The sequence below is a fragment of the Clostridium carnis genome, from assembly GCF_054657435.1.
In genome coordinates, this window is sequence record NZ_BAAHYS010000001.1 from 1,377,760 (window position 1) to 1,400,841 (window position 23,082).

Genomic DNA, 23,082 nt, shown 5'->3' on the forward strand with positions numbered 1-23,082 from the left:
GGATATCTTAAATTATTTCAATAAATAGTTTAAGATATCCTTATTTTCTATTTGTCTTTAGCTATATTAGAAGAGACTGAGTATCCAGAACTCCAGGCCCACTGAAGGTTAAATCCACCACAATCACCATCTACATCAAGTATTTCACCACAAAAATATAAACCATTAACTAACTTTGATTGGAGTGTTTTAGAATCAATATCTTTTGTATTAATTCCACCAATAGTAACCTGAGCTTGATTAAAACCATTAGTGCCAATACATTTAAATTTCCATTGTTTCAATAGATTTATTAAGTTTCTTTTTTCGGTCCAGCTAATATCATAGCAAGGTGAGTGAAGATTTTTAATTCCAGCTTCTTTAAGTAAAATAGGAATGAGTTTTTTATTAACAACACCTATAAATGCATCTATTATTGATCTATGACCAAACATAGCTAAATGACATTCAATAAAATTTTCAATATCTTCAAGAGATAGTTTAGGCATCATATCAACTAATATTTCAACCGGTTTATTTTTACTTATGCATTTAGAAGCATGACCTGATAACTGAAGTATTGGTGGGCCTGAAATACCATAGTCAGTAAATAGTATTTCTCCAAACTCTCGTCTAATTGGATTATTATCAACTAGAAGTGTAGCAAAACCATCAAATTTTATACCAGATAACGCTTTAAGATGAGGATAATCTAGTTTTAATTGAACTATTCCAGGAACAGTTTCTATAACAGAATGTCCTAGAGATTTTGCTAAATTATATCCAGAACCATCTGATCCAGTTTTTATAGCAGATTTTCCTCCACAAGCTAAAATTAGTTTATTGCATGTGAATAATTTATAGTCTTCATTATCTGTGGATAACTTAAAAGTTTTCTTCTTGTGGATATCTTTAATTTTACACTCTGTGTATAAAGGTATTGATTTATCTTCTAAGGCTAATCTAAAAATATCTATAACTGAAGAAGCTTGTAGAGATTGAGGATATAATTTTCCATTTTGAAGTTCAATTATTGGAAGCCCCAATGAAAGAAAAAAGTTTTTAGTATCTTCAACAGTAAAGTTTGAAAGAGTATGAGAAAAAAATCCTGGATTTTCACTATGATAAGAAAGAAAAGGAAAAGATATAGTATTATTTGAGATATTACATCTTCCATTACCAGTAGTTAATATTTTTTTTCCTATTCTATCTGTTGCTTCTACAATTGCAACATCTATACCAAAATCTTTAGCGGCAATAGCTGCAACTAATCCAGAAGCTCCGCCACCAACTATAATTAAATCATGATGTATCATAAAAAATTTCTCCTTAATGTATATTTAAATAAATTTTATCATAGTAATATAAGTTATAAAACTATGGAATACTATTTAAATGAGGTGATTTTTGTGAAAGTTAAAATTAAAAACAAACAAAATCCTGATTTTGAAAAAGAATTTAAAGTTAGAAGAATGAATTATGATCAAGTTGTTGTTAATTATCCAAATTCAAAGGGTATAAATATATTTTTACATAAAGATATAGAATTTATAACAGAATCTGAAATAGATGAATTTTTAATTAAATACAAGGATTTCTTAAAAATAAAATTAAATAGAGGAATATCAGTATTTTTTTATAAAATATTGTTAGATAATATAGAAGAACAATTTAATGAAGAATTAAAATCATTAAACTTGCTAAAAGATAAATATAAAGTAAATAAAAGGGGAATTTGGGAGAAGGACATTATATGTGTAGTTAATGAAAAAATTCCCATAAAGGTTATTGCTAGCGGTGAAAATTTCAAAAAAAGAGGATATAATATAAATATAGAGGAAATAAAAAAAGAGGATTTTTTAGAAATTTGTTCTTTTGAAATAAAAAAAATAGAAAAAGAAATAATGGAAAAAGAGCTTGAATTATCAAGGTATGGAATGGCTATAAATGGCTTAGAATCAAGGGATTATAAGATAAAACTATTAAACTAAAAATATAGTAGAAATATATATAATTTAAATATAAAAAAAAACTTTATAAAAAGTGTTGACACTATAATAAAATTTATGTATTATAGTTAATGTGCTCGCCGGGAGAACAACCGGAGAGAGAACAAAACAAAATTAAACATGGCTCCTTGGTCAAGCGGTCAAGACACCACCCTTTCACGGTGGTAACAGGGGTTCGATTCCCCTAGGAGTCACCATTTATTTTGGGCGCATAGCTCAGCTGGGAGAGCATCTGCCTTACAAGCAGAGGGTCACAGGTTCGATCCCTGTTGTGCCCACCAAAATATAATGGCTCAGTAGCTCAGTTGGTTAGAGTGCCGGCCTGTCACGCCGGAGGTCGAGGGTTCGAGCCCCTTCTGAGTCGCCAATTTAATTTTAAATTGGTAATATATAAAAATCAAATAAACAAGCTATATGCTGGCATGGCTCAACGGTAGAGCAGCTGACTTGTAATCAGCAGGTTGTAGGTTCGATTCCTATTGCCAGCTCCATATATGGCTCCTTGGTCAAGCGGTTAAGACACCACCCTTTCACGGTGGTAACAGGGGTTCGATTCCCCTAGGAGTCACCATTTATTTTGGGCGCATAGCTCAGCTGGGAGAGCATCTGCCTTACAAGCAGAGGGTCACAGGTTCGATCCCTGTTGTGCCCACCAAAATACATGGCTCAGTAGCTCAGTTGGTTAGAGTGCCGGCCTGTCACGCCGGAGGTCGAGGGTTCGAGCCCCTTCTGAGTCGCCACTTTTAGTGGATATAACCAAAAACAATTTAATATATGGCTCCTTGGTCAAGCGGTCAAGACACCACCCTTTCACGGTGGTAACAGGGGTTCGATTCCCCTAGGAGTCACCATTTTTATTTTGGGCGCATAGCTCAGCTGGGAGAGCATCTGCCTTACAAGCAGAGGGTCACAGGTTCGATCCCTGTTGTGCCCACCAAAATATTTATGGCTCAGTAGCTCAGTTGGTTAGAGTGCCGGCCTGTCACGCCGGAGGTCGAGGGTTCGAGCCCCTTCTGAGTCGCCACTTTTATAAATGAAGTGGTTTTATAATTTTACGCTGGCATGGCTCAACGGTAGAGCAGCTGACTTGTAATCAGCAGGTTGTAGGTTCGATTCCTATTGCCAGCTCCAAAAGCTTTAGATTTATCTAAAGCTTTTTTTGTTAGTTTTAATTAGAGAATTATAAAAGGATAGGAAATTAAATTTCCCATCCTTTTATTTTATCTATTTTTTAAATTAATTTGTATTCGTATATCTTCTGCATAGAACTTATATAGTTTAAAATTACCTAACAATCTAGATGATATTCTTTCACTGTATGTTTTAGTAATACTAGGTAAGGTTAAATTTGTAGATATAATCATTTTTTTCTTTTTAAGTATTTTTTTATTTATTAAAGTAAATAATTCTGTAGCAGAAAAATCAGTAATTTGTTCAGCTGCTAAATCATCTATTATTAATAAATCACAGTTAAGAAGAATTTCTTCAAGTTCTGTATTATTATTAAATCTAATATCTCTTAAATTTTTAATAAGTTCATCGGAAGTTTTATAGATAACTAAATATCCTGAATCAAGGAGTTCTTTTGCAATACAACAGGTTAAAAATGTTTTTCCTGTTCCAGAATTACCATAAAATAATATATTATCATCAATATTATTAAAGTTTGGAATAAAGTGGCCTCGAACATACTCTAATATGTTTTCTATATTTCTTCTAGGTGTAAATTTATCTTCATCACCTAACTTACGATTAGAATATAAAGATATATCAAATGTATTAAAATTATTTCTTCTAATAGAATCTTCTAAATCGGAATCTTTATAGTACAGTTTAACTAATTTATTTTTATAGCAAGAACATTTAGTTGTTCCTATGTAGCCTTCATCTTTACATTTAGGACATCTATATTTAAGATTTAAAAAATCAGGATCTAAGTTTTTAGAAACTAATGCTTCACATTTTCTAAACCTCAAATCTGTAATTTCATCTTTTATGTTTTGAATTTCTATAGAATCTAATCCTTTTAAAATAGACATTGAGAGTTGAAGACATCTTTTTTGAATAGTTTTATCAATCTCCATTATTTCAGGATAAGTTTCTTCTATATATTTTCTCCTAATTTCTAAGTTTTTCTTTTCTTCTAGTTTAATCTTTTCATAAATATCTGCTAATTCTTTTTGGTAACCTTTAATCATCTTTATCCCATCCTAACAGTTTCTTTTCAAGAGAATCATAGTCATACTCTCTTGCCTCAAAGTTATTAAATCTTAGAGGGGGTTTAGTAGTGCTTGAAGCATTATTTCCATTATTATATGTTTTCTTATTAGAGGAAAGTTTAAAATTATTTTCCTTATTTTCAATAGCCTTAATTGTTTTTAAATTATCTTTATTCCAGCTTGATAAAATTCCATCTATATATTTAAAATCAGCTCTATTTAATCTTTGGAAACATATATCGCAAGCCTTTTTTATAATATCTAGAGAAAATCCAAATGTAGAAGTCCATTTTTCAAGCATATCTTCTTGGGGTTTCATAATATCAGTATTCCTAATACCTAAGAATTTTAATATTTCTCTATAAGTTCCCCATTTATCTTCAGTTTTTCTTATGTAATTTTGTGCATCATCAATTGTTTTGATTTGCATATCATTCCATGCAATTGCAACTCTTTCAATATAACGAGTATTACTTTTTCCTTTAGAGACACAGTATTCTATAAGTAAGAGTATTAACTCAGAAGAAAAATTAAATTCCCTTTTCCAACTTATATATGTTGTAAATTCACTAGGGGATAGAGGTCTTCCTATAAGTCTTTCTATATCTTTTAACATACCATTATTTGTTTCATCGGATAGCTCCTCTAGTAGGTTTATTTTACTTTCATCATTAGCAGATGTATCCGATAAATCTACAAATTCAATATCAAAATTCCCCATTTTGTCAATTGGAATCAATTTAAGAACGCCTTCTTCATTCCAATAATTAAGAGCATTTAATATATCTGATTCTAGTAAGTTTAAAGTATTTGCTAGAATTGAAGAATTAACTCCTATTTCTCCAGTATTATTATATTTTAACATTAATAAATATACTTTTATAAATTCACCACGAGCCTTAGGCATATATTTTTCAATAAATATATTACTTACAGGGGTAAATTTTAAAGGTTTAGATTTAAGCATAAATGTGCTCATATTGTTATCTACCTTTCTACAACTATTATTTGCAATATATTAATTATAACAAAGTGAAATATAAGGCTCAACATAACAATTAAATATATAAATGGAATATTATTCGAAAAATAGGGAAAAGTATTAAATGTGTTGCTTAAATATAGAGAATTTTGAAAGGAGAGTTTATGGTTACAAAAAGTGACTCGGTTAGTATTATTAAGAAAATAAAATCATCAATAATGTTAACAGTGTTTTTGTTTATTGTAATTGGCGGAAAAGGACTAAATGTAAAAGCCTATACCAATTACAACAGTACACAGAAATTTGAAAGTAATGTAAAAGGAAGTTACATTAACGAAAATAAGGTAGAAGTAAAATCTCAAAATGTAGAAAATAAAAATACATTTTTTCAAGGAGTATTAACAGCTTTAACAGGAAAAACTTATGTAAATGAGTTAATATTATCAGGAGAAACATTAGGTTATATTTCACAAGATTATAAAGTTAATGATGTTTTGTCTTATGTATTGAAAATATACATAGATAATGAAAATATAAATAAAGATAAAATAGTATCAGCAGATATTAAAGGAAATATAGGATCAGAATATAAAAGAATAGACGCTGGAACTATTAATAGTATAGAAGAAGTAGCACAAAAAATTTATAATGAATATAAAAAAAACAAAGATATTGTAGAAGTAACTTTAGTATTAAGGGAAAGAAGTACAGAAAAAATATTACCTACAACGTTAATTATAAATGATGAAAATTTATATACTGGAGAAACTAAGGAATATCCTGGGGCAGTAGGAGTAAAGGATGTATTAAAAGAAGTAACATATAAAAATAATAACATAGTAGATAGCAAAATTATTGAAGAGAAAGTTATTAAGGAAGCTAAAAGTAAAGAAATACACAGAGGTAAAAAGAACCCTTACATTGATGGGGTAGCTTTTTTAAAGAGTCCAACTAGAGGTGGAGATATGACATCTGGATATGGTGAACGATGGAATTCATTTCATAAGGGAATAGATATTGCCGGAAATATAGGGGATGATGTTATTGCTGCGATGGATGGAGAGATTATATATTCAGAGTTTAATAATGGTGGATATGGAAACTTAATAAAAATTAAGCATGATAATGATATGGTCACATATTATGCTCATTTAAATAAATCTTATGTAAAGGTTGGAGATAAGATTAAAAAGGGAGATATAATTGGAGAAATAGGAAATACAGGTTTTAGTACAGGTCCACATTTACATTTTGAACTTAGAGTTAATGATAAACCTGTTAATCCAGTTAATTTTATAGTAAAAAAATAAAAGGTGCTGCTATTGCAGCATCTTTTATTTTAGCAATAAATTAAGATTAACTTTTCCCTCTCCTTGATAATTCTTTGGTATATCTATATTTTCACAAGATACTTTTAAAAGTGAGAAAACATCTTTAGAGTTTAAATCTGGGTTAGATTCATAAAGTAAGGCACAGATGGCAGCTATGTAAGCAGCTGCTAATGATGTGCCGGTAAAAGTTTTATAGGAAGCATCTAATTTTGGAGCATAAAGTTTAATACCGTCCTTTTCTGAAATATACTTAGTATTACAATTTAAAGATACAATATCTACACAAGCAGCAGCTAAATTAGGTTTAGTATCTCTTTTGGAATTTCCAGCAGAAGAATATGTGTACGGCTTAATAATAGAAGTAGTATCAAACCCGGCAACTGTAATACAATCCTTACATAAAGCAATTCCGGTAATAGATCCGTCTAAGTTTCTATTACTACCGCTAGGAATAACACAAGTTATATTTTTACTATTAGCGTACTTAACTAATGTTTCAAAGAGATTTTGTAAAAATTCATTGTAGTATAAAAGTTCAAATGGCATACATAAAACTTTTATATTTTTTTGCTCACTTTGTTCTATAATACTTTCCATAGAATATAAAACATCTGATATAAAGCCTTTACCTAGTTTATCAAAAGCTTTGTAACAATGTACATTGCTCTCAGGTGCAATTCCACGGTACATTCCATTAGATTTTTCACCACTTCCGGCAATAATACCACAAGTACATGTTCCATGTCCATTATCATCATATGGATGAGTTAAACCATTAATTAAATCAACAAATGATGAGATTCTATTATAAGGACTAAGCAAATCAGGATGAGGATAAACTCCTGTATCAATAACTCCAATACCAATACCTTTACCCTTTATGTTAATTTTACTAGATAACCTAACTTTATTAGCTGTATTAACACTCATGCCACATAAAAACAAATATTCATCAAAGCATATATATTCAACCTCGGGATATTCTAATAAACGTTCTATTCCTCTAGAATTTAAGTTAGCTGAAAGTATATTACAGTTTTTAATTGAACGTATTAGTTCACCTCTATAAGATGAAATTTTTTTGGCTATATTAGCATTAAATTTTTTACATTTTATAATAACTCTATAATTATTAGTGCTTTTAGATGCTAAACAACTTTTTAAATTAGGATCTAGTTTTTTATTTAGAGAGAACATATAATACTCCTAAAATTGATCACATTATATAGTATATTCAAATAGTAGATTTTGTTAATATAATAAGAGTATTAAATTAATAAGATTAAATTATATTTTCCATTTAAATATTACAATTCCAATAATCATAACTCCAATACCAATAAACTCCTTTAAGGTAAAAGGAACTTTTTCAGTTCCAAATAAGCCAAAGGCATCAATAACACCTGCAGCAGTAATTTGAGCAACTAAAATAATTCCTATACCACAAGCAGCACCCATAGATCCTATGCTTTTCATAACTGTAAAAATAATAACTACACCTAATAAACCGCCTAATAGGTATAATTTATTTACTTCTTTAATACATTTAAAATTTCCTTTTCCAAAAAACATAAGAATAATTAAAGTTAAGACTAATCCAGTTGCTTGAACAAAAACGTTGGTTTCCCAGGTTCCTATTTTTTCTCCGAGTCTTGTATTAAAAACTCCCTGTAAACTCATAGCTATGCCTGAAATTATTGCACATATAATTGAAAACATTAAAATCACCTCAAGCATAGTATTCCACTAATGGCATTAAATATTAAAAAAAGCTCTCTAAAAATTAGAGAGCTTAATGTTTATATGGTTAAAAAAGTTTCTTTGATTTTACATTCTGAATATCCCAATGTAATACCAAGACTAATAAAATCTTCTAACAGTGTTAAATAATGATCTTTAGAATTAGATATTATTATATCATTTAAATCAATATATAAATTTAAAAATTGATCACTTAAGCAGTAGTCATTAGGCTTAAGTGTTACCATAGTAATATCTGAATAATCACGATCAATACCCATAGTTAATATTATGCTTAGACAATCTAGATACTTCTCAAAAATAGTATCCTTACATAAAGAGTTATTGCTATCTTTCCAATACTTATAGCATTTTGTTTCGTCAGCTAAAGCACTAAGTTTAATATGTAATTCAAGATTTTTTCTAGCTGAAAGCTTATATTCATTTAAGTTAGTATCAATAAGTACATTTTCATTTTTTTTCATTTGACCTTCAAATAAAGTAGTAATATTCATAAATATCCCCCGTTCCTAAGGATTTGATATAAATATATTTTACAAAAACTTTTAGAAAATTAAAAGTGGGGTAAACGAATACAAAAAAATAATTTTTAAAGTGTTAACATTACAAATATAAAAAGTGTCTAAACATATTATTTAGACACTTAAAAATTTCTTAAATACTTTTCTTTAATGGATAGCTTTTTATAATAGTTTCTTTTTTATTATTAGATACTTTCCATAATTCAATTCTATTTACCTTTAATGTATCAAAGTTACTTTTAAAACTAACCTCACCATCAGTTTTTTTAATATCCTTTGGAATATAGTTAAGATTAGCAAGGGAGATATACATTGGTACTTCATTGTTATGATTTTTTATATTAAATCCATAAAGCTTTAAAGTATCATTCATAAGTCTATTAAGTCTTTTTATATACCCTCTATCTTCTATTTTTACATTTAAAGTTTTATGAGTTTCAGAAATAGATACTTGATTACACATTTGAACTTTAAAATATTTATATGGTTTAACTATTTTCTCTATTACTAAATCTAATTTATCTACATTTGGGTTCTCTACAACCTCTAAAGGAATATAGGGTGCAGGAGAACTTCTATTAGCTCTAAATTTTTTAGAAAAATTCCTTTGGATAGGTGTTAAGTTTTTATAAGATTCATCATCAAATAATGCTACTAAATAATACTTCATAGATTTAACCTCTCAAGTTAAATTAGCTTGCACTCTTAAATATATATACAAACTTTGTTATAAATTATATCATAATACAAAAAATTTAAAAAGGGAGAATAGTTAAAACTTTTACACAAATATATAAAATTATTAATATTATTTTAAACCTTAAGTAAAAAGGGTTTTTGCCAGAAAAAACTCTATTTAATTAAATAAAATTTATGTTATAATGGGTGATGTAGGTTTTTTATGCGTATCGTTAAGATAGCATTACCTTTTTAAATTGAAATTGGATAATACTTGAAAGATTAGGCAAGATTAATATATATATAAATTATGATAAGGGTGAAATGGATGGAAAGATTAGTTATAAATGGAGGAAAAGTTTTAAAAGGTTCTGTTGATATTAATGGGGCTAAAAATGCAGCGGTTGCAATATTACCAGCAGCTATAATGGCTAGCCAGGGAAAGTGTATCATAGACAATGTACCAGATATCGAAGATGTTCATTGTTTAGAAAGAATCTTAAGAAGCTTAGGATGTGGAGTAAATAAATTAGATAATAATACTTTAGAAATAGATTCTACAGATGTACATAATGTAAATGCATGTACAGAAGATGTTAGAAGAATGAGAGCATCTTATTATTTTATAGGAGCTTTATTATCAAGATTTAAAAAAGCTAGAGTAGAACTTCCAGGGGGATGCCCTATAGGAGTTAGACCTATTGACCAACATATAAAAGGATTTGAAGCATTAGGAGCTAAAGTAACAATAGAACATGGGGCAGTAAGTGTTGAGGCGGAAAATTTACAAGCAGCTAATATTTTCTTTGATGTTGTATCAGTTGGAGCAACTATAAATGTTATGATTGCAGCTACATTAGCAGAAGGAACTACTATATTAGAAAATGTAGCAAAAGAACCTCATGTTGTAGATGTTGCAAACTTTTTAAACTCAATGGGAGCTGATATTAAGGGAGCAGGAACGGATGTAATAAGAATAAAAGGTGTTGAAAGCTTAGCTGGATGTAATTACAGTGTAATACCAGACCAAATAGAAGCTGGTACCTTTATGATTGCAGCAGCAGCTACTAAAGGTGATGTAACAATTAAAAATGTTATACCAAAGCATTTGGAATCTATATCAGCAAAACTTATAGAAATGGGCGCAACTGTAGACGAGGGCGATGATAGTGTTAGAGTATATATTGAGGGACCTTTAAAGGGAGTTAATGTTAAAACAACACCATATCCAGGGTTTCCAACAGATGTTCAACAACCAATGTCAGCTTTATTAAGTACAGTTCCAGGAAAGAGTTTAATAGCTGAAAGCATATGGGAAAATAGACATAAGCATATTGAAGAGCTTAAAAAGATGGGAGCAACTATAAGAGTTGAAGGAAGAACTGCTATTATTGAAGGCGTAAATAAATTAGTAGGAGCTAATGTTATAGCTACTGATTTAAGAGCTGGTGCAGCTATGGTTATAGCTGGATTAATAGCAGATGGAAAAACTGAAATTGCAGAAATTGAACATATAGATAGAGGGTATCCACATATAGAGGATAAATTTACTGCTTTAGGTGCTGATATAATTAGAATCACAGAGTAGTATACTATGGGGGAAAAATAAATGAAATTTTGCTCATTATATAGTGGTAGTAGTGGAAATAGTATATTTATAGCTTCAAAAGAGGCAAAAATATTAATAGATGCAGGGCTACCAGGCAAAAAAATTGATGAGGCATTAAAAAGTATAGGAGAAAACCCTTCAGAGATAAATGGAATATTCATAACTCATGAGCATAGTGATCATATAAAAGGTGTAGGAGTATTATCAAGAAAGTATGATATCCCTATATATGCTAATGCAAATACTTGGGCTGTTATGGAAAATAGTATAGGAAAAATAAAAGAACATAATATAAAAATAATGGATAGAAGATCTACTTTAGAAATAAATGATTTAGATGTAACTTCATTTAATATCCCTCATGACGCAGTAGCACCAGTTGGGTATACAATGCATTCAAAAGGGAAGAAAGTTAGTGTTACAACTGATTTTGGTATATATACTCAAGAAATAAGAGATAATATAAAGGAATCAGAAGTGATACTTTTAGAAAGTAATCACGATATAAATATGTTAAAGTTTGGTCCATATCCATATAATCTTAAAAGAAGAATTTTAAGTGAAGTAGGACACTTATCAAATGAAGATTGCGGAAAAGCAATAGTTGACTTAATGACACATAAGTTACATAGAAAAATAATTTTAGGTCATTTAAGTGGAACTAATAACCATCCAGACCTAGCTTTCCAGACTGTGTTAAGTGTATTACAAGAAAATAATATTGTTCAAGATAAGGATATAGTACTATCTATGGCTAACAGACATAGTCCAAGTAATATGATAGAATTTTAATATAAGGAAGTTAAATATATGAATAATAATATTATATATGCATGTGAAAATCATGTAGATGAAGCTATGGATGATTTAATAAATATTGAAGAAACTTTTCCTATAATGGAAGAATGTAATAAAGGTAAGTGTAAGTATTGTAATAAGGAAGCTAAATATCTTATAAAGTTACCTAATTAACAGTATGTATTGCTTGAAAAAAATAACAGAAATTAGTATAATTCAAATAGAAATTATATATAAGAAGGAGAAAGAACTATGAGTTTATATAAACAATGGACAGATATGGTAGTTGAATATGTTAAGTACAAGGGAGAACAAGCTTTTTGGGCTGAGTATATGGAAATAGAAACAGCTATATATAAGGATTTATTATCTAGACATAAAGAAGTTGTAACAGTAACAATAGAAGATTTAGCTAAGAAACATAATACAACACCAGAATTTATAATGGGATTTGTTGACGGAATAAATGATAGCTTAAAGGCTCCAAAGGATTTAGAAGCATTAACTGCAACTGATGAAATTTCATTAGAAATAGATTTAGAAAAATTATATTTCAATATGCTAGATGCAAAGGCAGAATATTTATATACATTACCTCAATGGGAAGGTATATTCTCAGTAGAAAAGAGAAAAGAAATTCAAAAAAAATACAGAGATTCTGTTATAGTTAGAAATGAAAATAAAATAGGTAGAAACGATCCTTGTACATGTGGAAGCGGTAAGAAGTACAAGAAGTGTTGTGGAAAATAATTAGACTTTTAAAGAGGTAGTGCAAATAAAATTTGTAAAATACTCTTCTTTAAGATAATGATTTTTAATAAAAAATAAACACCTTTTATGAACAATATATCATAGAAGGTGTTTATTTTTTATTGTATATAGTTTTATAATTTAAATTAGATTTAATAGTTAATATATAACTAATTTAAAAAATGATTTTAAGCAGCCTAATTTTTATAATCAGAACAATTATTACCTATAAATGGAAAATATGATAAAATTATAATATATTTATTTAGAGGTGATAATATGGATAAAAATATAAAGTGGGTTAATGAGCAAAAAATAAATAGGACAATAGAAGCGATAAATGCAAACAATATGAATGGATATTTAGTAAATAGCAAAGAAGAGCTTATAAATAAAATAGAAGAATTAGTAAAAGAAGGGGATTTGGTAGCCTGCGGAGGTTCAATGTCATTATTTGAAACTGGGATTATGGATCATTTAAGATGTGGAAGATATAAGTTTTTAGATAGATATAAAGAAGGGATAACGCCAGAGGAAGCTACAAAAATATATAAAGAAAGTTTCTTTGCAGATGCTTATTTTTCTAGCAGTAATGCTATAACAGAAAATGGAGAGCTTTATAATGTAGATGGAAATGGAAATAGAGTAGCAGCTATGTTATATGGACCAGAAAAAGTTATTATAATAGCAGGAGTAAACAAAATAGTAAAGGATGTTGAAGCTGCAATTAATAGAAATAGAGAGATATCAGCACCTGCTAATGCACAAAGATTAAACAAAAAAACACCATGTGCAAAGGTTGGATATTGTATGGACTGTAATAGCAAAGAAAAAATATGTAGAGAATTTACATTAATAAAAAGTCAAAGCAGAAAAGATAGAATACATGTAATATTTATTAATGAGGAAATAGGATATTAATAAAATAAAAATCATATATAATATTTAAAGTGTACCCTATAAGATAGATAATATAAAAAAGCCTATCTTATAGGGGATTTTTTGTGTCAAAATAAATTTTATAAAATAAATATATTATATAAGACTTTATAGGGTAGGTAATAAATATGTTTCAAATGTTTCCTTTTTTAGTAAATGGAATGATAAATAGTTTATTTAATAATGGAAATTATAACAATAATAACTTTAATAATAATTATAATAATATAAATAGTAATCAAATGAATAATTTATTTAATTCACCGTTAAATAATACTTTTGGTGGAATTTTTAATCAAGTTTTTACAAGTGTAATAAATAACCAAGATTTAATTACTGATATAGTAGATACACTTCTAAATAATGACACTATGAACTCCATTTTAAATAGTTTAGAAGATCTAGAAATGGAGCTTAAAGATTATGGAGATAGATATTTAATAGAGGGAAAGCTACCAGGAATAGATAAAAAGAATATAGATATTGATTACAATAATGATCATGTATTAGTAAAAGTTAAAAGAAAACAAGTATTCAGTAATGGAAGAAATGCAATGGTAGCAATAATGCAAGAAGGGAATGATATAGAAAAAAGCTTTTACGTTCCAAATGTAAATTCTAATAAAATAAAAGCAGTTTTTAATTCAGAAGTACTTAGAATCTATTTACCTAAAAAAGAAATTGTAGAAAGTAATGGAACTATAATTGACGTAGATAATTTTACTAAAGTTAATTAATATATGTTAATATATAGATAAAAAACATAGGAGAAGTAAGGGAATGAATATAACTCTAATTTCAGTAGGAAAATTAAAAGAAAAATACCTAAAACAAGCTATAGATGAATACTCAAAAAGATTAAGTAGATATTGTAAGTTAGATATAATAGAATTACCTGACGAAAAAACACCAGATAATGCATCAGAAAAAGAAGAACTACAAATAAAAGATAAAGAGGGGCAACTAATACTATCTAAAATAAAAGACAATATGTTTGTAGTAGCAATGGATTTAAAGGGGCAAAATATAACCTCAGAACAGTTTTCAAGCTTTATAGAAAACTGTGGAGTAATGGGAAACTCAAATATAACATTTATTATTGGAGGAAGTCTTGGTTTATCACAAGACGTTATAAAAAGAGCAAATTATAAACTATGTTTTTCAAAAATGACATTTCCACATCAACTATTTAGAGTAATGTTATTAGAACAAATATATAGAGCATTTAGAATAATGAAGAATGAACCGTACCATAAATAAGTGCGGTTTTTACTAAAATTGGATAATTAATTAGAGATAAATTTTAGAATATAAAGGAGTTATAAAAAAATAAATTCACATTTTTATAATGTTGTGAACTAAATACTAATTGAAAATTGAATAATACGATATTTTAATTATATATAAATTATTAAATATTTAGTATATAATTGTATTGAATTTCACACTAACGCTATTCAATTAGGAGGAAAAATATGACTAAAGTATTAAAAATTAAAACCTTACAACAAGAAACTGTTATTTGCACTATATCTACAATAAAAGAAGAGCATTTAAATGATGTAATAATACTTCAAGAAGAAGTTATTAATACCTTAGAAAATAGATCCTTCTTTTTTAAAACAGAAAATAGTGAGTTTAAGGATATTATTACAAATAAAGAAAATATATGTTTAGGATGTTTTAATGAAAGAAATGAATTAATAGCTTATGGTATATTTATAAAACCTACTTTACTTAAAAATTATGGATTAGATATAAATCTAGATAGAGAGTTATTACCATTGGTAGGACATATAGATTCTACTATAGTTCATCCAAATTACAGAGGTAATTCTCTTCAAAAACATTTAATAAATGCTATTGAAGAGGCCATAGATAAAGATAAATTCTCTATTCTATGTTGTACTGTAGATCCTGAAAATAAAGCAAGTTTAAATACCTTTCTAAAACTCGGATATGAAGTTAAAATAGAAAAAGAAAAGTATGGTGGGCTAAGACGATACGTATTAATGAAATCAATTAAGAGTTTAGGGTAGTGTAAATAAAGTTTATTAAACCGTTTTTTGTAATAGCAACAATTATTTCGTATCCTTTTAGTCTTATAGCTGGGGCATTACCTAAAATACTTATATATTTTGGAAAAAATATCAAGGCAAATGGCTATACTATTTTATATTGTCTTAGATACGTTTTCTACATTTTATGGTCTGCGTGTTGTCGATTATTTTATTGAATCTGTTTCGGTAACTGATATTTCTATTATTATTGTATCTTTGATATTAGTTTTATTTGGGAATAGATGATTTTGATAAAAAATAAAATAACTAGATATGATAATATGATTAAAGGCAATAAAAGTCTATTGAGACTAGTAAAATTAAATAAACTTTAAAAAGAAGAAGGGAGATTATAGTACGTAATCAAGCAAGCGTATTATATGTTTTTGATATGGAGAATAATCGTTCAAAAGATAAATCAGCAAAGTATGCTAAGGTTTATAATAATATATTAAAAATGATTCATGATGGAATGTATAGTGAGGGGAGTAAGCTAATGCCTGAGTCTCAACTTGCACAAAAATTAGAAGTAAGTCGTTCTACATTACGACAAGCATTATCATTGTTGCAAGAAGATGGGATAATTGAGAGAAGACAAGGGGTTGGTAACTTTATAAGAAGAACTTCTAATTTAAAAAGTACTGGATTAGAAAAAATGGATATACCTATATATAAGGCATGTAATGAAGAGATAGAATCAGCAGATATAGAAATATTACCAGGAATTTCAACTACCTATACAGAGAAAATATTTAATAGAAAAATGGCTGTTGTTTTAGCTATTCATAGGTATTATAAAAGAGGATCACAAGTATATGCATATTGTTTTACTCATTTGGCTAGTGATGTTTCATATTTAAATGAAATAGATTTAAATGATAACAATGAAGTTTTAAGTTTTATTGAAAAGGAAGTATATAGTATAGGGCATTCAAAAATATGTGAGATAGAAGTTGTAAAAGAAACAGAAAATTTACATAACAAGCAAATAAAAAATATAAATAAATTATTTTTATTAATTAGAGAAACTATTATTGATGTGGGTGGTAAGGTAATACTGGTTAATAAATTTTATATACCAATAGAAATAGCATCTATCAAGGTGTTTAGTAATAATTAGGCATGAATTCAAATTTGAATTCATGTCTTTTATTATGAAATTAAATTTTTAAAACATCTTGACATGTGAAAACGATTCAATGTATTATATATGTATAAAATATATAACAAGTAATACAAGTGAGGGAGGAAATATGGAAAATAAAAAAACACAAAAGGTTATGCCGTTTATTATGTTAGCATTTATATTGGCAGGATCATTACAAGAGGCTTTTAACATTTGCGCCCCAATAATCGCTGAAGATTTTGCTGTTACATCAGCTGATGTAAGCTTGATATCTTCTATAGCTATGTTGACAATGGGGGTTGCATATATTTTTTACACAGCTTTATCAGATTTTATGTCAATTAAAAAATTATTAATTACGGGAATAACTATTTCAGTTATAGGATCGATTGGTGGTCTTGTTTTTAATCAATCTTTTATTATGGTTGTTATTTGGAGAGCTATTCAAATGGCAGGAGGAACTTGTTCTTCTGCATTGTTAATATTGACAGCAACTAAGTATTTAGATGAACAGAAAAGAATGAAATACTATGGGTTTAATACAGCATGTTTTTCCGGTGGACAGTTACTGGGGATTTTATTAGGTGGAGTATTTGCATCTTATATAGGTTGGAAAACTTTATTCGTAATCCCAATTTTATCATTAATAAGTATTCCGTTTATCATTAAGTATTTGCCGGAGGATTCACAAGAAGCGGAGAAAAAAGTTGATATATTAGGTATTATGATGATGGCGTTATTATCTTTATTTGTTTCTCTTTATTTTAGCGAATTAAGAATACAATATTTAATAATTAGTGCGATTATCGCAATTATTTTTTTAACATATATAAGCAAAAATAAGAATGCTTTTATTTCAATAGACTTTTTTAAGAATTGGAAATATATGATGGTTATTCTAGTTGTTTTAATCACATATGTTACACAAGGATCATATTCATTTTTATTCTCATTTATGACAAAGGATATTTATAATATAGGTGTTAATTCGATATCAATGATGCTTCTTCCTAGTTATATAGTAAGTATGTGTATTGGAATAATGGGAAGTAAAATAACAAAGAAGTTAGGAATTACAAAAACATTAGTTTTTGGTTTAGGAAGTATGGCATTAGGGTTAGTATTAGGAAGTCTATTCTTAGAGTTTAATATTGCTGTATTAGTAATAATGTCTTGCTTATTTAATGGTGGATTTAGTATTCTGTATACCCCTATTATGACATTAGTTATTAATTCATTGCCAGAAAGTATGAGAGGATCAGGTTTAGGATTCTTCAACCTTTGTATTAAAATAACATCTTCTACAGGAATCGTTATTACAGGAAGATTACTTATGGTAGAAAGCTTGAAAAATGAATCATTAATTAAAGGTATCTCAGATATTGGAACAGTGTATAGTAATTTACTGTTGGTATTTTTAGCAATAGTAATTATAAGTTTTATTACTATAAATATTACTAAAAAATTTTTATTAAAAGAAAATAATTAAGAGAGGATGGATTTAAAATGAAAAGATTAGATGGAACACAATTTCATATTGGAGTAAAAGATGGGGATGTAGGAGAATATGTTATTCTTCCAGGAGATCCTAAGCGTTGTAAAAAGATTGCAGAGTATTTAGATGACGCAAAATTAATTGCAGACTTAAGAGAATATACAACATATACAGGGTATTTAAATGGAACAAAAGTTAGTGTTACTTCTACAGGAATTGGAGGACCTAGTGCTGCAATTGCAATGCAAGAATTAGTAGACGCAGGAGCTAAGTATTTCATAAGACAAGGAACTTGTGGAGGTATGAATTTAGATGTTAAAGGTGGAGATATAATTGTTGCTACTGGTGCAGTAAGAATGGAGGGAACAAGTAAGGAATACGCTCCAATAGAATTTCCAGCGGTAGCTAATTATGAAATTGTTAATGCATTAGTATCAGCTGCAAAAAAGAAAAATGCAAATGTACATGTAGGTGTTGTTCAATGTAAAGATTCATTTTATGGACAACATGAACCTGAGAATATGCCAGTTAGTTATGAATTAGAGGGAAAATGGAAGGCATGGATGGATTTAGGTTGTTTAGGTTCAGAAATGGAATCTGCTGCACTGTTTACAGTAGCAAATTATTTAAAGGTAAAGTGTGGAACAATTCTACTTGCTGTAGCTAATCAAGAAAGAGAAAAAGTAGGTTTATCAAATGAAGGGTTTTATGATGTGACATTAGAAACAGAAGTTACTATTGAAGCAATTAAAACATTAATTGAAAATAATAAAAATAATTAGGGGTAAATTGAAATGAACAAATATAATAGAGTATTTTTGGTTGTCTTAGATTCATTAGGTATTGGTGAGATGCCAGACTCTAAAGAATATAATGATGAAGGAGTAAATACTTTAAAGCATGTTTGGGATAAGAAGGAAAATTTATGTATACCAAATTTGAGAAAGCTTGGATTAGGAAATTTACTTAATAAAGCCGATGTAACACAAGGTTATTATTTGAAATTAAAAGAACTTAGTGTAGGAAAGGATACAATGACTGGACATTGGGAGATGATGGGTCTACATATAAAAGAACCATTTAAAACATTTACTGATAATGGTTTTCCGAATGAGTTAATTGATGCCTTAGAACAAAAGTGTAATAAAAAGTTTGTTGGTAATAAATCTGCTAGTGGAACCGATATTATTGATGAATATGGAGAACATGAGATAAAAACAGGAGAGCTTATTTTATATACATCTGCAGATTCAGTATTACAAATATGTGGACATGAAGTATACACAGGACTTGATACATTATATGAGTGTTGTGAGATAGCTAGAGAACTTACAATGAAGCCTGAATGGAAGGTAGGAAGAGTCATAGCAAGACCATACATTGGTGAAAGTAAGGGGAATTTTAAAAGAACATCAAATCGTCATGATTATGCATTGAAGCCCTTCTCTAGAACGATACTGGACGATTTAAAAGATAGTGGATATGATGTAATTGGAATTGGAAAAATTAGCGATATATTTGCTGGAGAAGGAATTACAAAATCATATTTATCTACATCAAGTGTGCATGGAATAGAACAAACAATAGAGATGACAGGTAAGAACTTTAAAGGTCTTTGTTTTGTGAATCTTGTTGATTTTGATGCATTATGGGGACATAGAAGAGATCCACTTGGATATGCAAAAGAATTAGAAATGTTTGATGAAAAACTAGGAGTGTTATTAAATCATTTAAAAGAAGATGATTTATTGCTAATTACTGCAGATCATGGTAATGATCCAACATATATAGGGACTGATCATACAAGAGAAATGGTACCTTTATTATGTTATTCTCCAAGTATGAAAGCAGGAGGAGTATTACCAACACAAGAAACATTTGCAACTATAGGAACGACAATAGCAGATAACTTTAAAATTAAAACATCTTGTGAACTTGAAGGTTATTCAATTTTAAAATTATTAAAATAAAACATATATAGTTCAGATAGTGATGTTGTTTATATTAAATGATATAGGCTATGAAATAGTTTATATCATTTAATTATTTAATAAATAAGAGTAGGAGAAAAATAAAAATATGAAATTTTTTTTAGATACTGCAAATATAGAAAATATTAAATCGGCATATAGTATGGGCGTAATTTGTGGGGTAACTACAAATCCTTCTATTATTGCCAAGGAGGGAAGGGATTTTAAAGAAGTTATTAGTCAGATTACTTCAATTGTTGATGGACCGATAAGTGGAGAAGTTAAGGCAACAACTGTTGATGCAGAAGGTATGATTAAAGAAGGGAGAGAAATAGCAGCGTTACATCAAAATGTTGTTGTTAAAATACCAACAACAATAGAAGGATTAAAAGCATGTAAGGTGCTATCAAGTGAAGGAATTAAAACTAATATGACCCTTATATTTAATTTACCTCAAGCGCTACTTGCGGCTAGAGCAGGAGCAACTTATGTTTCTCCTTTTATAGGAAGAATAGAAGATATTTCAATGAATGGAATACAGTTAATTAAAGATATAGCTAATGTTTTTAAAATGCATAAAATTAATACACAAATTATTTCAGCAAGTGTAAGAAATGCTAATCATGTTATTGAGTGTGCAAAAGCTGGTGCTGATATAGCAACTATACCATTTGAATTAATAGAACAAATGATGAAACACCCACTTACACAACAAGGAATTGAAAAGTTTCAAAAGGATTACTTTGATACACTTAGAAAGTAATAGATATAGCTTTAGTATTTTTAAGGGGAGGATATTATGGAATATATAGATAGACGAGTTGTAAGTACAATAAGAGGATTATGCGCTGATATAGTAGAGAAAGCAGGCTCTGGGCATCCAGGATTACCTTTAGGTTCAGCGGCAATGACATATACATTGTGGCAAAAAGTTATGAATCATACTAGCGATTATAAGAGTTGGCCAAATAGAGATAGGTTTATACTTTCAGGCGGACATGGATCTAGTTTGCTTTATAGTTTACTACATTTGTATGGATATCCATTAGAAATGGATGATTTAAAGGAATTTAGACAAAAGGACTCTAAGACACCAGGTCATCCAGAATATGGGCATACTCAAGGTGTAGAAGCAACAACAGGGCCACTTGGACAAGGTATGGCAATGGCTGTGGGAATGGCAATTGCACAAAAACATCTTGCAGAGGTTTTTAATAAGCCTGAATATAGTATATTCGATAATTATACTTATGTTTTAGGTGGAGATGGATGCATGATGGAAGGAATTACTTCAGAGGCATTTTCTTTAGCTGGAACATTAAAATTAAATAAATTAATTGTATTATATGATTCAAACAATATTTCAATAGAGGGGAATATTGATATTGCATTTACTGAAGATATTCAAATGAAAATGAAATCATTAGGATTTAATGTCTATACAGTAGAAGATGGAGATGACTTGAACGAGTTATTAAGAGTAATGAATCTAGCAAAGGAATCTATAGAAAAACCTTCTTTTATTGAAGTTAAAACAGTTATTGGAAAGGGATGTCCTAAAAAAGAAGGAAAGGCTTCTGCACATGGAGAACCGTTAGGTAAGGAGAATATAAAAGAATTAAAGATTAATCTAGGATTGGATGTAAATAAATCATTTCAAGTAGATAAAGAGATATATGATCATTGTAATAGTTCTAGAGAAAGAAATAATATTCTTTATAATAAATGGGAGAAAATGTTTAATGATTATTTAGATAAATATCCTGATATGAAATGTTTATGGAATCAATATTTTGAATGTGATTATAAAGGGGTATTAAATAATAAAGATTATTGGAAAACTACAAATAATTTAGAGGCCACAAGAAATACTTCTGGAGTTGTACTGAATGAGCTTAAAGATTTATTCCCTAATTTAATAGGTGGAGCAGCAGATTTAGCACCATCTACTAAAACATATCTTGATGGAATGGGAGATTTTAATGCCTCAAATTATGCGGGAAGGAATATTCACTATGGTGTAAGAGAACAAGCTATGGCGGCAATTGGGAATGGAATAATGTTGTATGGTGGGTTAAAGACGTATGTTTCTACTTTTTTTGTCTTTAGTGATTATATTAAGCCTATGGCAAGATTATCAGCATTAATGAAATTACCATTAATTTATGTTTTAACACATGATAGTATTGGAGTTGGAGAAGATGGACCTACACATCAGCCTATAGAGCAACTTACTATGTTACGTGCTATGCCTAACTTCAATGTGTTTAGACCATGTGATGCTATGGAAACCAAAGCAGGTTGGTATGTTGCAATGACATCAAAAACAACTCCAACTGCGCTTGTATTATCAAGACAAAATCTTCCTCAGTTAAATGGATCAAGTAAAGAGGCTTTAAAAGGAGGATATATTATAGAGGATTGTTCGGGGGAGCCAGAAGTAATAGTCATAGCATCAGGATCTGAAGTATCTTTAGCTATAGAAGCAAAGAATAAAATTAAAGATAAGAATATTAGAGTTGTGAGTATGCCTTGTATGGAATTATTTAAGAATCAACCAGTAGAATACCAAGAAAATGTGATTCCAAGTCATATTGAGCAAAGGGTAATAATAGAAGCCGGATCAAGACTATCATGGGGTGAATTTATTGGACTAAGAGGTAAATATATAACTATGGATGAGTTTGGTGAATCAGCACCAAGTCATATGTTGTTTGAAAAGTATGGATTCACTGTGGATAATATTGTTAAAGTTATTAAAGAATTTGAGTAAAATATAAATATATATTATAATTAAGAATAATATATTGAATAAAGACATTACTTACAAGAAACTTCTATGTGTAATTAGATTG

Annotated in this window: 23 protein-coding genes and 11 tRNA genes; 27 read left to right on the top strand and 7 right to left on the bottom strand. The window is 28.7% G+C overall.

Going from position 1 to position 23,082, the window contains the following annotated elements:
* Positions 1-47 precede the first annotated feature (47 nt).
* Positions 48-1,295 carry a BaiN/RdsA family NAD(P)/FAD-dependent oxidoreductase gene (locus tag ACYQ1T_RS06365; RefSeq protein ID WP_459833065.1) on the bottom strand — a complete coding sequence of 416 codons (1,248 nt, stop codon included), beginning with the start codon at positions 1,293-1,295 and terminating at the stop codon, positions 48-50.
* Between the two features lie 93 nt (positions 1,296-1,388).
* Here ACYQ1T_RS06365 and ACYQ1T_RS06370 point away from each other — a divergent pair, with 93 nt between their 5' ends.
* The 12 genes from ACYQ1T_RS06370 to ACYQ1T_RS06425 all read left to right on the top strand — a co-directional run bounded on the left by ACYQ1T_RS06370 (position 1,389) and on the right by ACYQ1T_RS06425 (position 3,119).
* Positions 1,389-1,970: a hypothetical protein gene (locus tag ACYQ1T_RS06370; RefSeq protein WP_459833067.1), complete on the top strand. Its 582-nt coding sequence runs from the start codon at positions 1,389-1,391 to the stop codon at positions 1,968-1,970.
* 140 nt (positions 1,971-2,110) lie between these two features.
* Positions 2,111-2,185 (top strand) — tRNA-Glu (locus tag ACYQ1T_RS06375).
* Positions 2,186-2,193: 8 nt separating this feature from the next.
* A tRNA-Val gene (locus ACYQ1T_RS06380) sits at positions 2,194-2,269 on the top strand.
* A gap of 9 nt (positions 2,270-2,278) precedes the next feature.
* A tRNA-Asp gene (locus ACYQ1T_RS06385) sits at positions 2,279-2,355 on the top strand.
* Positions 2,356-2,404: 49 nt separating this feature from the next.
* Positions 2,405-2,479 (top strand) — tRNA-Thr (locus ACYQ1T_RS06390).
* Positions 2,480-2,484: 5 nt separating this feature from the next.
* A tRNA-Glu gene (locus ACYQ1T_RS06395) sits at positions 2,485-2,559 on the top strand.
* A gap of 8 nt (positions 2,560-2,567) precedes the next feature.
* Positions 2,568-2,643, top strand: a tRNA-Val gene (locus tag ACYQ1T_RS06400).
* Between the two features lie 8 nt (positions 2,644-2,651).
* Positions 2,652-2,728: transfer RNA gene (locus ACYQ1T_RS06405), tRNA-Asp, on the top strand.
* A 36-nt stretch (positions 2,729-2,764) separates the two neighbouring features.
* Positions 2,765-2,839, top strand: a tRNA-Glu gene (locus tag ACYQ1T_RS06410).
* Positions 2,840-2,849: 10 nt separating this feature from the next.
* Positions 2,850-2,925 (top strand) — tRNA-Val (locus ACYQ1T_RS06415).
* A 10-nt stretch (positions 2,926-2,935) separates the two neighbouring features.
* Positions 2,936-3,012, top strand: a tRNA-Asp gene (locus tag ACYQ1T_RS06420).
* 32 nt (positions 3,013-3,044) lie between these two features.
* Positions 3,045-3,119 (top strand) — tRNA-Thr (locus ACYQ1T_RS06425).
* An 89-nt stretch (positions 3,120-3,208) separates the two neighbouring features.
* Here ACYQ1T_RS06425 and ACYQ1T_RS06430 read toward each other — a convergent pair.
* Both ACYQ1T_RS06430 and ACYQ1T_RS06435 read right to left on the bottom strand, forming a co-directional pair.
* Positions 3,209-4,186: an ATP-binding protein gene (locus ACYQ1T_RS06430; RefSeq protein WP_459833069.1), complete on the bottom strand. Its 978-nt coding sequence runs from the start codon at positions 4,184-4,186 to the stop codon at positions 3,209-3,211.
* On the bottom strand, positions 4,179-5,186 hold the full coding sequence (locus ACYQ1T_RS06435; protein ID WP_459833072.1) for a DnaD domain protein: 1,008 nt from the start codon (positions 5,184-5,186) through the stop codon (positions 4,179-4,181). The genes ACYQ1T_RS06430 and ACYQ1T_RS06435 overlap by 8 nt, the downstream gene beginning before the upstream one ends.
* 167 nt (positions 5,187-5,353) lie before the next feature.
* Here ACYQ1T_RS06435 and ACYQ1T_RS06440 point away from each other — a divergent pair, with 167 nt between their 5' ends.
* A complete protein-coding gene (locus tag ACYQ1T_RS06440) occupies positions 5,354-6,499 on the top strand; it encodes a peptidoglycan DD-metalloendopeptidase family protein (protein ID WP_459833074.1) in 1,146 nt (381 codons plus the stop codon).
* A 24-nt stretch (positions 6,500-6,523) separates the two neighbouring features.
* On the opposite strand, the gene ACYQ1T_RS06445 is transcribed toward ACYQ1T_RS06440, so the two are convergent.
* The 4 genes from ACYQ1T_RS06445 to ACYQ1T_RS06460 form a co-directional block, all read right to left on the bottom strand.
* A complete protein-coding gene (locus ACYQ1T_RS06445; RefSeq protein WP_459833077.1) occupies positions 6,524-7,717 on the bottom strand; it encodes a S8 family serine peptidase in 1,194 nt (397 codons plus the stop codon).
* Between the two features lie 90 nt (positions 7,718-7,807).
* Positions 7,808-8,239 (bottom strand): DMT family transporter, encoded by a 432-nt coding sequence (locus ACYQ1T_RS06450; protein ID WP_459833079.1) that lies wholly within the window; start codon positions 8,237-8,239, stop codon positions 7,808-7,810.
* Between the two features lie 80 nt (positions 8,240-8,319).
* Positions 8,320-8,775 carry a dUTP diphosphatase gene (locus tag ACYQ1T_RS06455; protein ID WP_459833081.1) on the bottom strand — a complete coding sequence of 152 codons (456 nt, stop codon included), beginning with the start codon at positions 8,773-8,775 and terminating at the stop codon, positions 8,320-8,322.
* Between the two features lie 160 nt (positions 8,776-8,935).
* Positions 8,936-9,472 carry a hypothetical protein gene (locus ACYQ1T_RS06460; RefSeq protein WP_459833083.1) on the bottom strand — a complete coding sequence of 179 codons (537 nt, stop codon included), beginning with the start codon at positions 9,470-9,472 and terminating at the stop codon, positions 8,936-8,938.
* Positions 9,473-9,808: 336 nt separating this feature from the next.
* Between ACYQ1T_RS06460 and murA the strand changes: the two genes are divergently transcribed.
* The 14 genes from murA (at position 9,809) to tkt (ending at position 23,000) form a co-directional block, all read left to right on the top strand.
* Positions 9,809-11,068 carry a UDP-N-acetylglucosamine 1-carboxyvinyltransferase gene (murA, locus tag ACYQ1T_RS06465; protein ID WP_459833085.1) on the top strand — a complete coding sequence of 420 codons (1,260 nt, stop codon included), beginning with the start codon at positions 9,809-9,811 and terminating at the stop codon, positions 11,066-11,068.
* 21 nt (positions 11,069-11,089) lie between these two features.
* Entirely contained in the window at positions 11,090-11,881 is a 792-nt protein-coding gene (locus ACYQ1T_RS06470) for an MBL fold metallo-hydrolase (RefSeq protein WP_459833087.1), read from the top strand.
* An 18-nt stretch (positions 11,882-11,899) separates the two neighbouring features.
* Complete coding sequence (locus ACYQ1T_RS06475) at positions 11,900-12,061, top strand: CxxH/CxxC protein (protein WP_459833089.1); 162 nt, start codon at positions 11,900-11,902, stop codon at positions 12,059-12,061.
* A gap of 78 nt (positions 12,062-12,139) precedes the next feature.
* Positions 12,140-12,637 (top strand): SEC-C metal-binding domain-containing protein, encoded by a 498-nt coding sequence (locus ACYQ1T_RS06480; protein ID WP_459833091.1) that lies wholly within the window; start codon positions 12,140-12,142, stop codon positions 12,635-12,637.
* Positions 12,638-12,916: 279 nt separating this feature from the next.
* Complete coding sequence (locus ACYQ1T_RS06485; RefSeq protein WP_459833094.1) at positions 12,917-13,558, top strand: lactate utilization protein; 642 nt, start codon at positions 12,917-12,919, stop codon at positions 13,556-13,558.
* Between the two features lie 146 nt (positions 13,559-13,704).
* Positions 13,705-14,313, top strand: a complete 609-nt coding sequence (locus tag ACYQ1T_RS06490) for an Hsp20 family protein (RefSeq protein ID WP_459833097.1) — start codon at positions 13,705-13,707, stop codon at positions 14,311-14,313.
* A 43-nt stretch (positions 14,314-14,356) separates the two neighbouring features.
* Complete coding sequence (gene rlmH / locus ACYQ1T_RS06495; protein WP_459833099.1) at positions 14,357-14,836, top strand: 23S rRNA (pseudouridine(1915)-N(3))-methyltransferase RlmH; 480 nt, start codon at positions 14,357-14,359, stop codon at positions 14,834-14,836.
* Between the two features lie 215 nt (positions 14,837-15,051).
* Positions 15,052-15,615 (top strand): GNAT family N-acetyltransferase, encoded by a 564-nt coding sequence (locus ACYQ1T_RS06500; protein ID WP_459833101.1) that lies wholly within the window; start codon positions 15,052-15,054, stop codon positions 15,613-15,615.
* A 412-nt stretch (positions 15,616-16,027) separates the two neighbouring features.
* Positions 16,028-16,756 (top strand): GntR family transcriptional regulator, encoded by a 729-nt coding sequence (locus ACYQ1T_RS06510; RefSeq protein ID WP_459833103.1) that lies wholly within the window; start codon positions 16,028-16,030, stop codon positions 16,754-16,756.
* Between the two features lie 133 nt (positions 16,757-16,889).
* Positions 16,890-18,251 carry an MFS transporter gene (locus tag ACYQ1T_RS06515; protein ID WP_459833105.1) on the top strand — a complete coding sequence of 454 codons (1,362 nt, stop codon included), beginning with the start codon at positions 16,890-16,892 and terminating at the stop codon, positions 18,249-18,251.
* 17 nt (positions 18,252-18,268) lie between these two features.
* A complete protein-coding gene (gene udp / locus ACYQ1T_RS06520; RefSeq protein WP_459833108.1) occupies positions 18,269-19,039 on the top strand; it encodes a uridine phosphorylase in 771 nt (256 codons plus the stop codon).
* A 12-nt stretch (positions 19,040-19,051) separates the two neighbouring features.
* Positions 19,052-20,227 (top strand): phosphopentomutase, encoded by a 1,176-nt coding sequence (locus ACYQ1T_RS06525; protein ID WP_459833110.1) that lies wholly within the window; start codon positions 19,052-19,054, stop codon positions 20,225-20,227.
* Between the two features lie 109 nt (positions 20,228-20,336).
* On the top strand, positions 20,337-20,990 hold the full coding sequence (gene fsa / locus ACYQ1T_RS06530) for a fructose-6-phosphate aldolase (protein WP_459833113.1): 654 nt from the start codon (positions 20,337-20,339) through the stop codon (positions 20,988-20,990).
* Between the two features lie 36 nt (positions 20,991-21,026).
* Positions 21,027-23,000: a transketolase gene (tkt, locus tag ACYQ1T_RS06535; RefSeq protein WP_459833116.1), complete on the top strand. Its 1,974-nt coding sequence runs from the start codon at positions 21,027-21,029 to the stop codon at positions 22,998-23,000.
* The last annotated feature ends 82 nt before the right edge of the window (positions 23,001-23,082 follow it).

What these genes read in the sequence shown, in the direction of transcription:
- ACYQ1T_RS06365 (WP_459833065.1), bottom strand. Translation starts at nt 1,295, where the DNA reads ATGATACATCATGATTTAATTATAGTTGGTGGCGGAGCTTCTGGATTA.
- ACYQ1T_RS06430 (WP_459833069.1), bottom strand. Translation starts at nt 4,186, where the DNA reads ATGATTAAAGGTTACCAAAAAGAATTAGCAGATATTTATGAAAAGATT.
- ACYQ1T_RS06435 (WP_459833072.1), bottom strand. Translation starts at nt 5,186, where the DNA reads ATGAGCACATTTATGCTTAAATCTAAACCTTTAAAATTTACCCCTGTA.
- ACYQ1T_RS06440 (WP_459833074.1), top strand. Translation starts at nt 5,354, where the DNA reads ATGGTTACAAAAAGTGACTCGGTTAGTATTATTAAGAAAATAAAATCA.
- ACYQ1T_RS06445 (WP_459833077.1), bottom strand. Translation starts at nt 7,717, where the DNA reads ATGTTCTCTCTAAATAAAAAACTAGATCCTAATTTAAAAAGTTGTTTA.
- ACYQ1T_RS06450 (WP_459833079.1), bottom strand. Translation starts at nt 8,239, where the DNA reads ATGTTTTCAATTATATGTGCAATAATTTCAGGCATAGCTATGAGTTTA.
- ACYQ1T_RS06455 (WP_459833081.1), bottom strand. Translation starts at nt 8,775, where the DNA reads ATGAATATTACTACTTTATTTGAAGGTCAAATGAAAAAAAATGAAAAT.
- ACYQ1T_RS06460 (WP_459833083.1), bottom strand. Translation starts at nt 9,472, where the DNA reads ATGAAGTATTATTTAGTAGCATTATTTGATGATGAATCTTATAAAAAC.
- murA (WP_459833085.1), top strand. Translation starts at nt 9,809, where the DNA reads ATGGAAAGATTAGTTATAAATGGAGGAAAAGTTTTAAAAGGTTCTGTT.
- ACYQ1T_RS06470 (WP_459833087.1), top strand. Translation starts at nt 11,090, where the DNA reads ATGAAATTTTGCTCATTATATAGTGGTAGTAGTGGAAATAGTATATTT.
- ACYQ1T_RS06475 (WP_459833089.1), top strand. Translation starts at nt 11,900, where the DNA reads ATGAATAATAATATTATATATGCATGTGAAAATCATGTAGATGAAGCT.
- ACYQ1T_RS06480 (WP_459833091.1), top strand. Translation starts at nt 12,140, where the DNA reads ATGAGTTTATATAAACAATGGACAGATATGGTAGTTGAATATGTTAAG.
- ACYQ1T_RS06485 (WP_459833094.1), top strand. Translation starts at nt 12,917, where the DNA reads ATGGATAAAAATATAAAGTGGGTTAATGAGCAAAAAATAAATAGGACA.
- ACYQ1T_RS06490 (WP_459833097.1), top strand. Translation starts at nt 13,705, where the DNA reads ATGTTTCAAATGTTTCCTTTTTTAGTAAATGGAATGATAAATAGTTTA.
- rlmH (WP_459833099.1), top strand. Translation starts at nt 14,357, where the DNA reads ATGAATATAACTCTAATTTCAGTAGGAAAATTAAAAGAAAAATACCTA.
- ACYQ1T_RS06500 (WP_459833101.1), top strand. Translation starts at nt 15,052, where the DNA reads ATGACTAAAGTATTAAAAATTAAAACCTTACAACAAGAAACTGTTATT.
- ACYQ1T_RS06510 (WP_459833103.1), top strand. Translation starts at nt 16,028, where the DNA reads ATGGAGAATAATCGTTCAAAAGATAAATCAGCAAAGTATGCTAAGGTT.
- ACYQ1T_RS06515 (WP_459833105.1), top strand. Translation starts at nt 16,890, where the DNA reads ATGGAAAATAAAAAAACACAAAAGGTTATGCCGTTTATTATGTTAGCA.
- udp (WP_459833108.1), top strand. Translation starts at nt 18,269, where the DNA reads ATGAAAAGATTAGATGGAACACAATTTCATATTGGAGTAAAAGATGGG.
- ACYQ1T_RS06525 (WP_459833110.1), top strand. Translation starts at nt 19,052, where the DNA reads ATGAACAAATATAATAGAGTATTTTTGGTTGTCTTAGATTCATTAGGT.
- fsa (WP_459833113.1), top strand. Translation starts at nt 20,337, where the DNA reads ATGAAATTTTTTTTAGATACTGCAAATATAGAAAATATTAAATCGGCA.
- tkt (WP_459833116.1), top strand. Translation starts at nt 21,027, where the DNA reads ATGGAATATATAGATAGACGAGTTGTAAGTACAATAAGAGGATTATGC.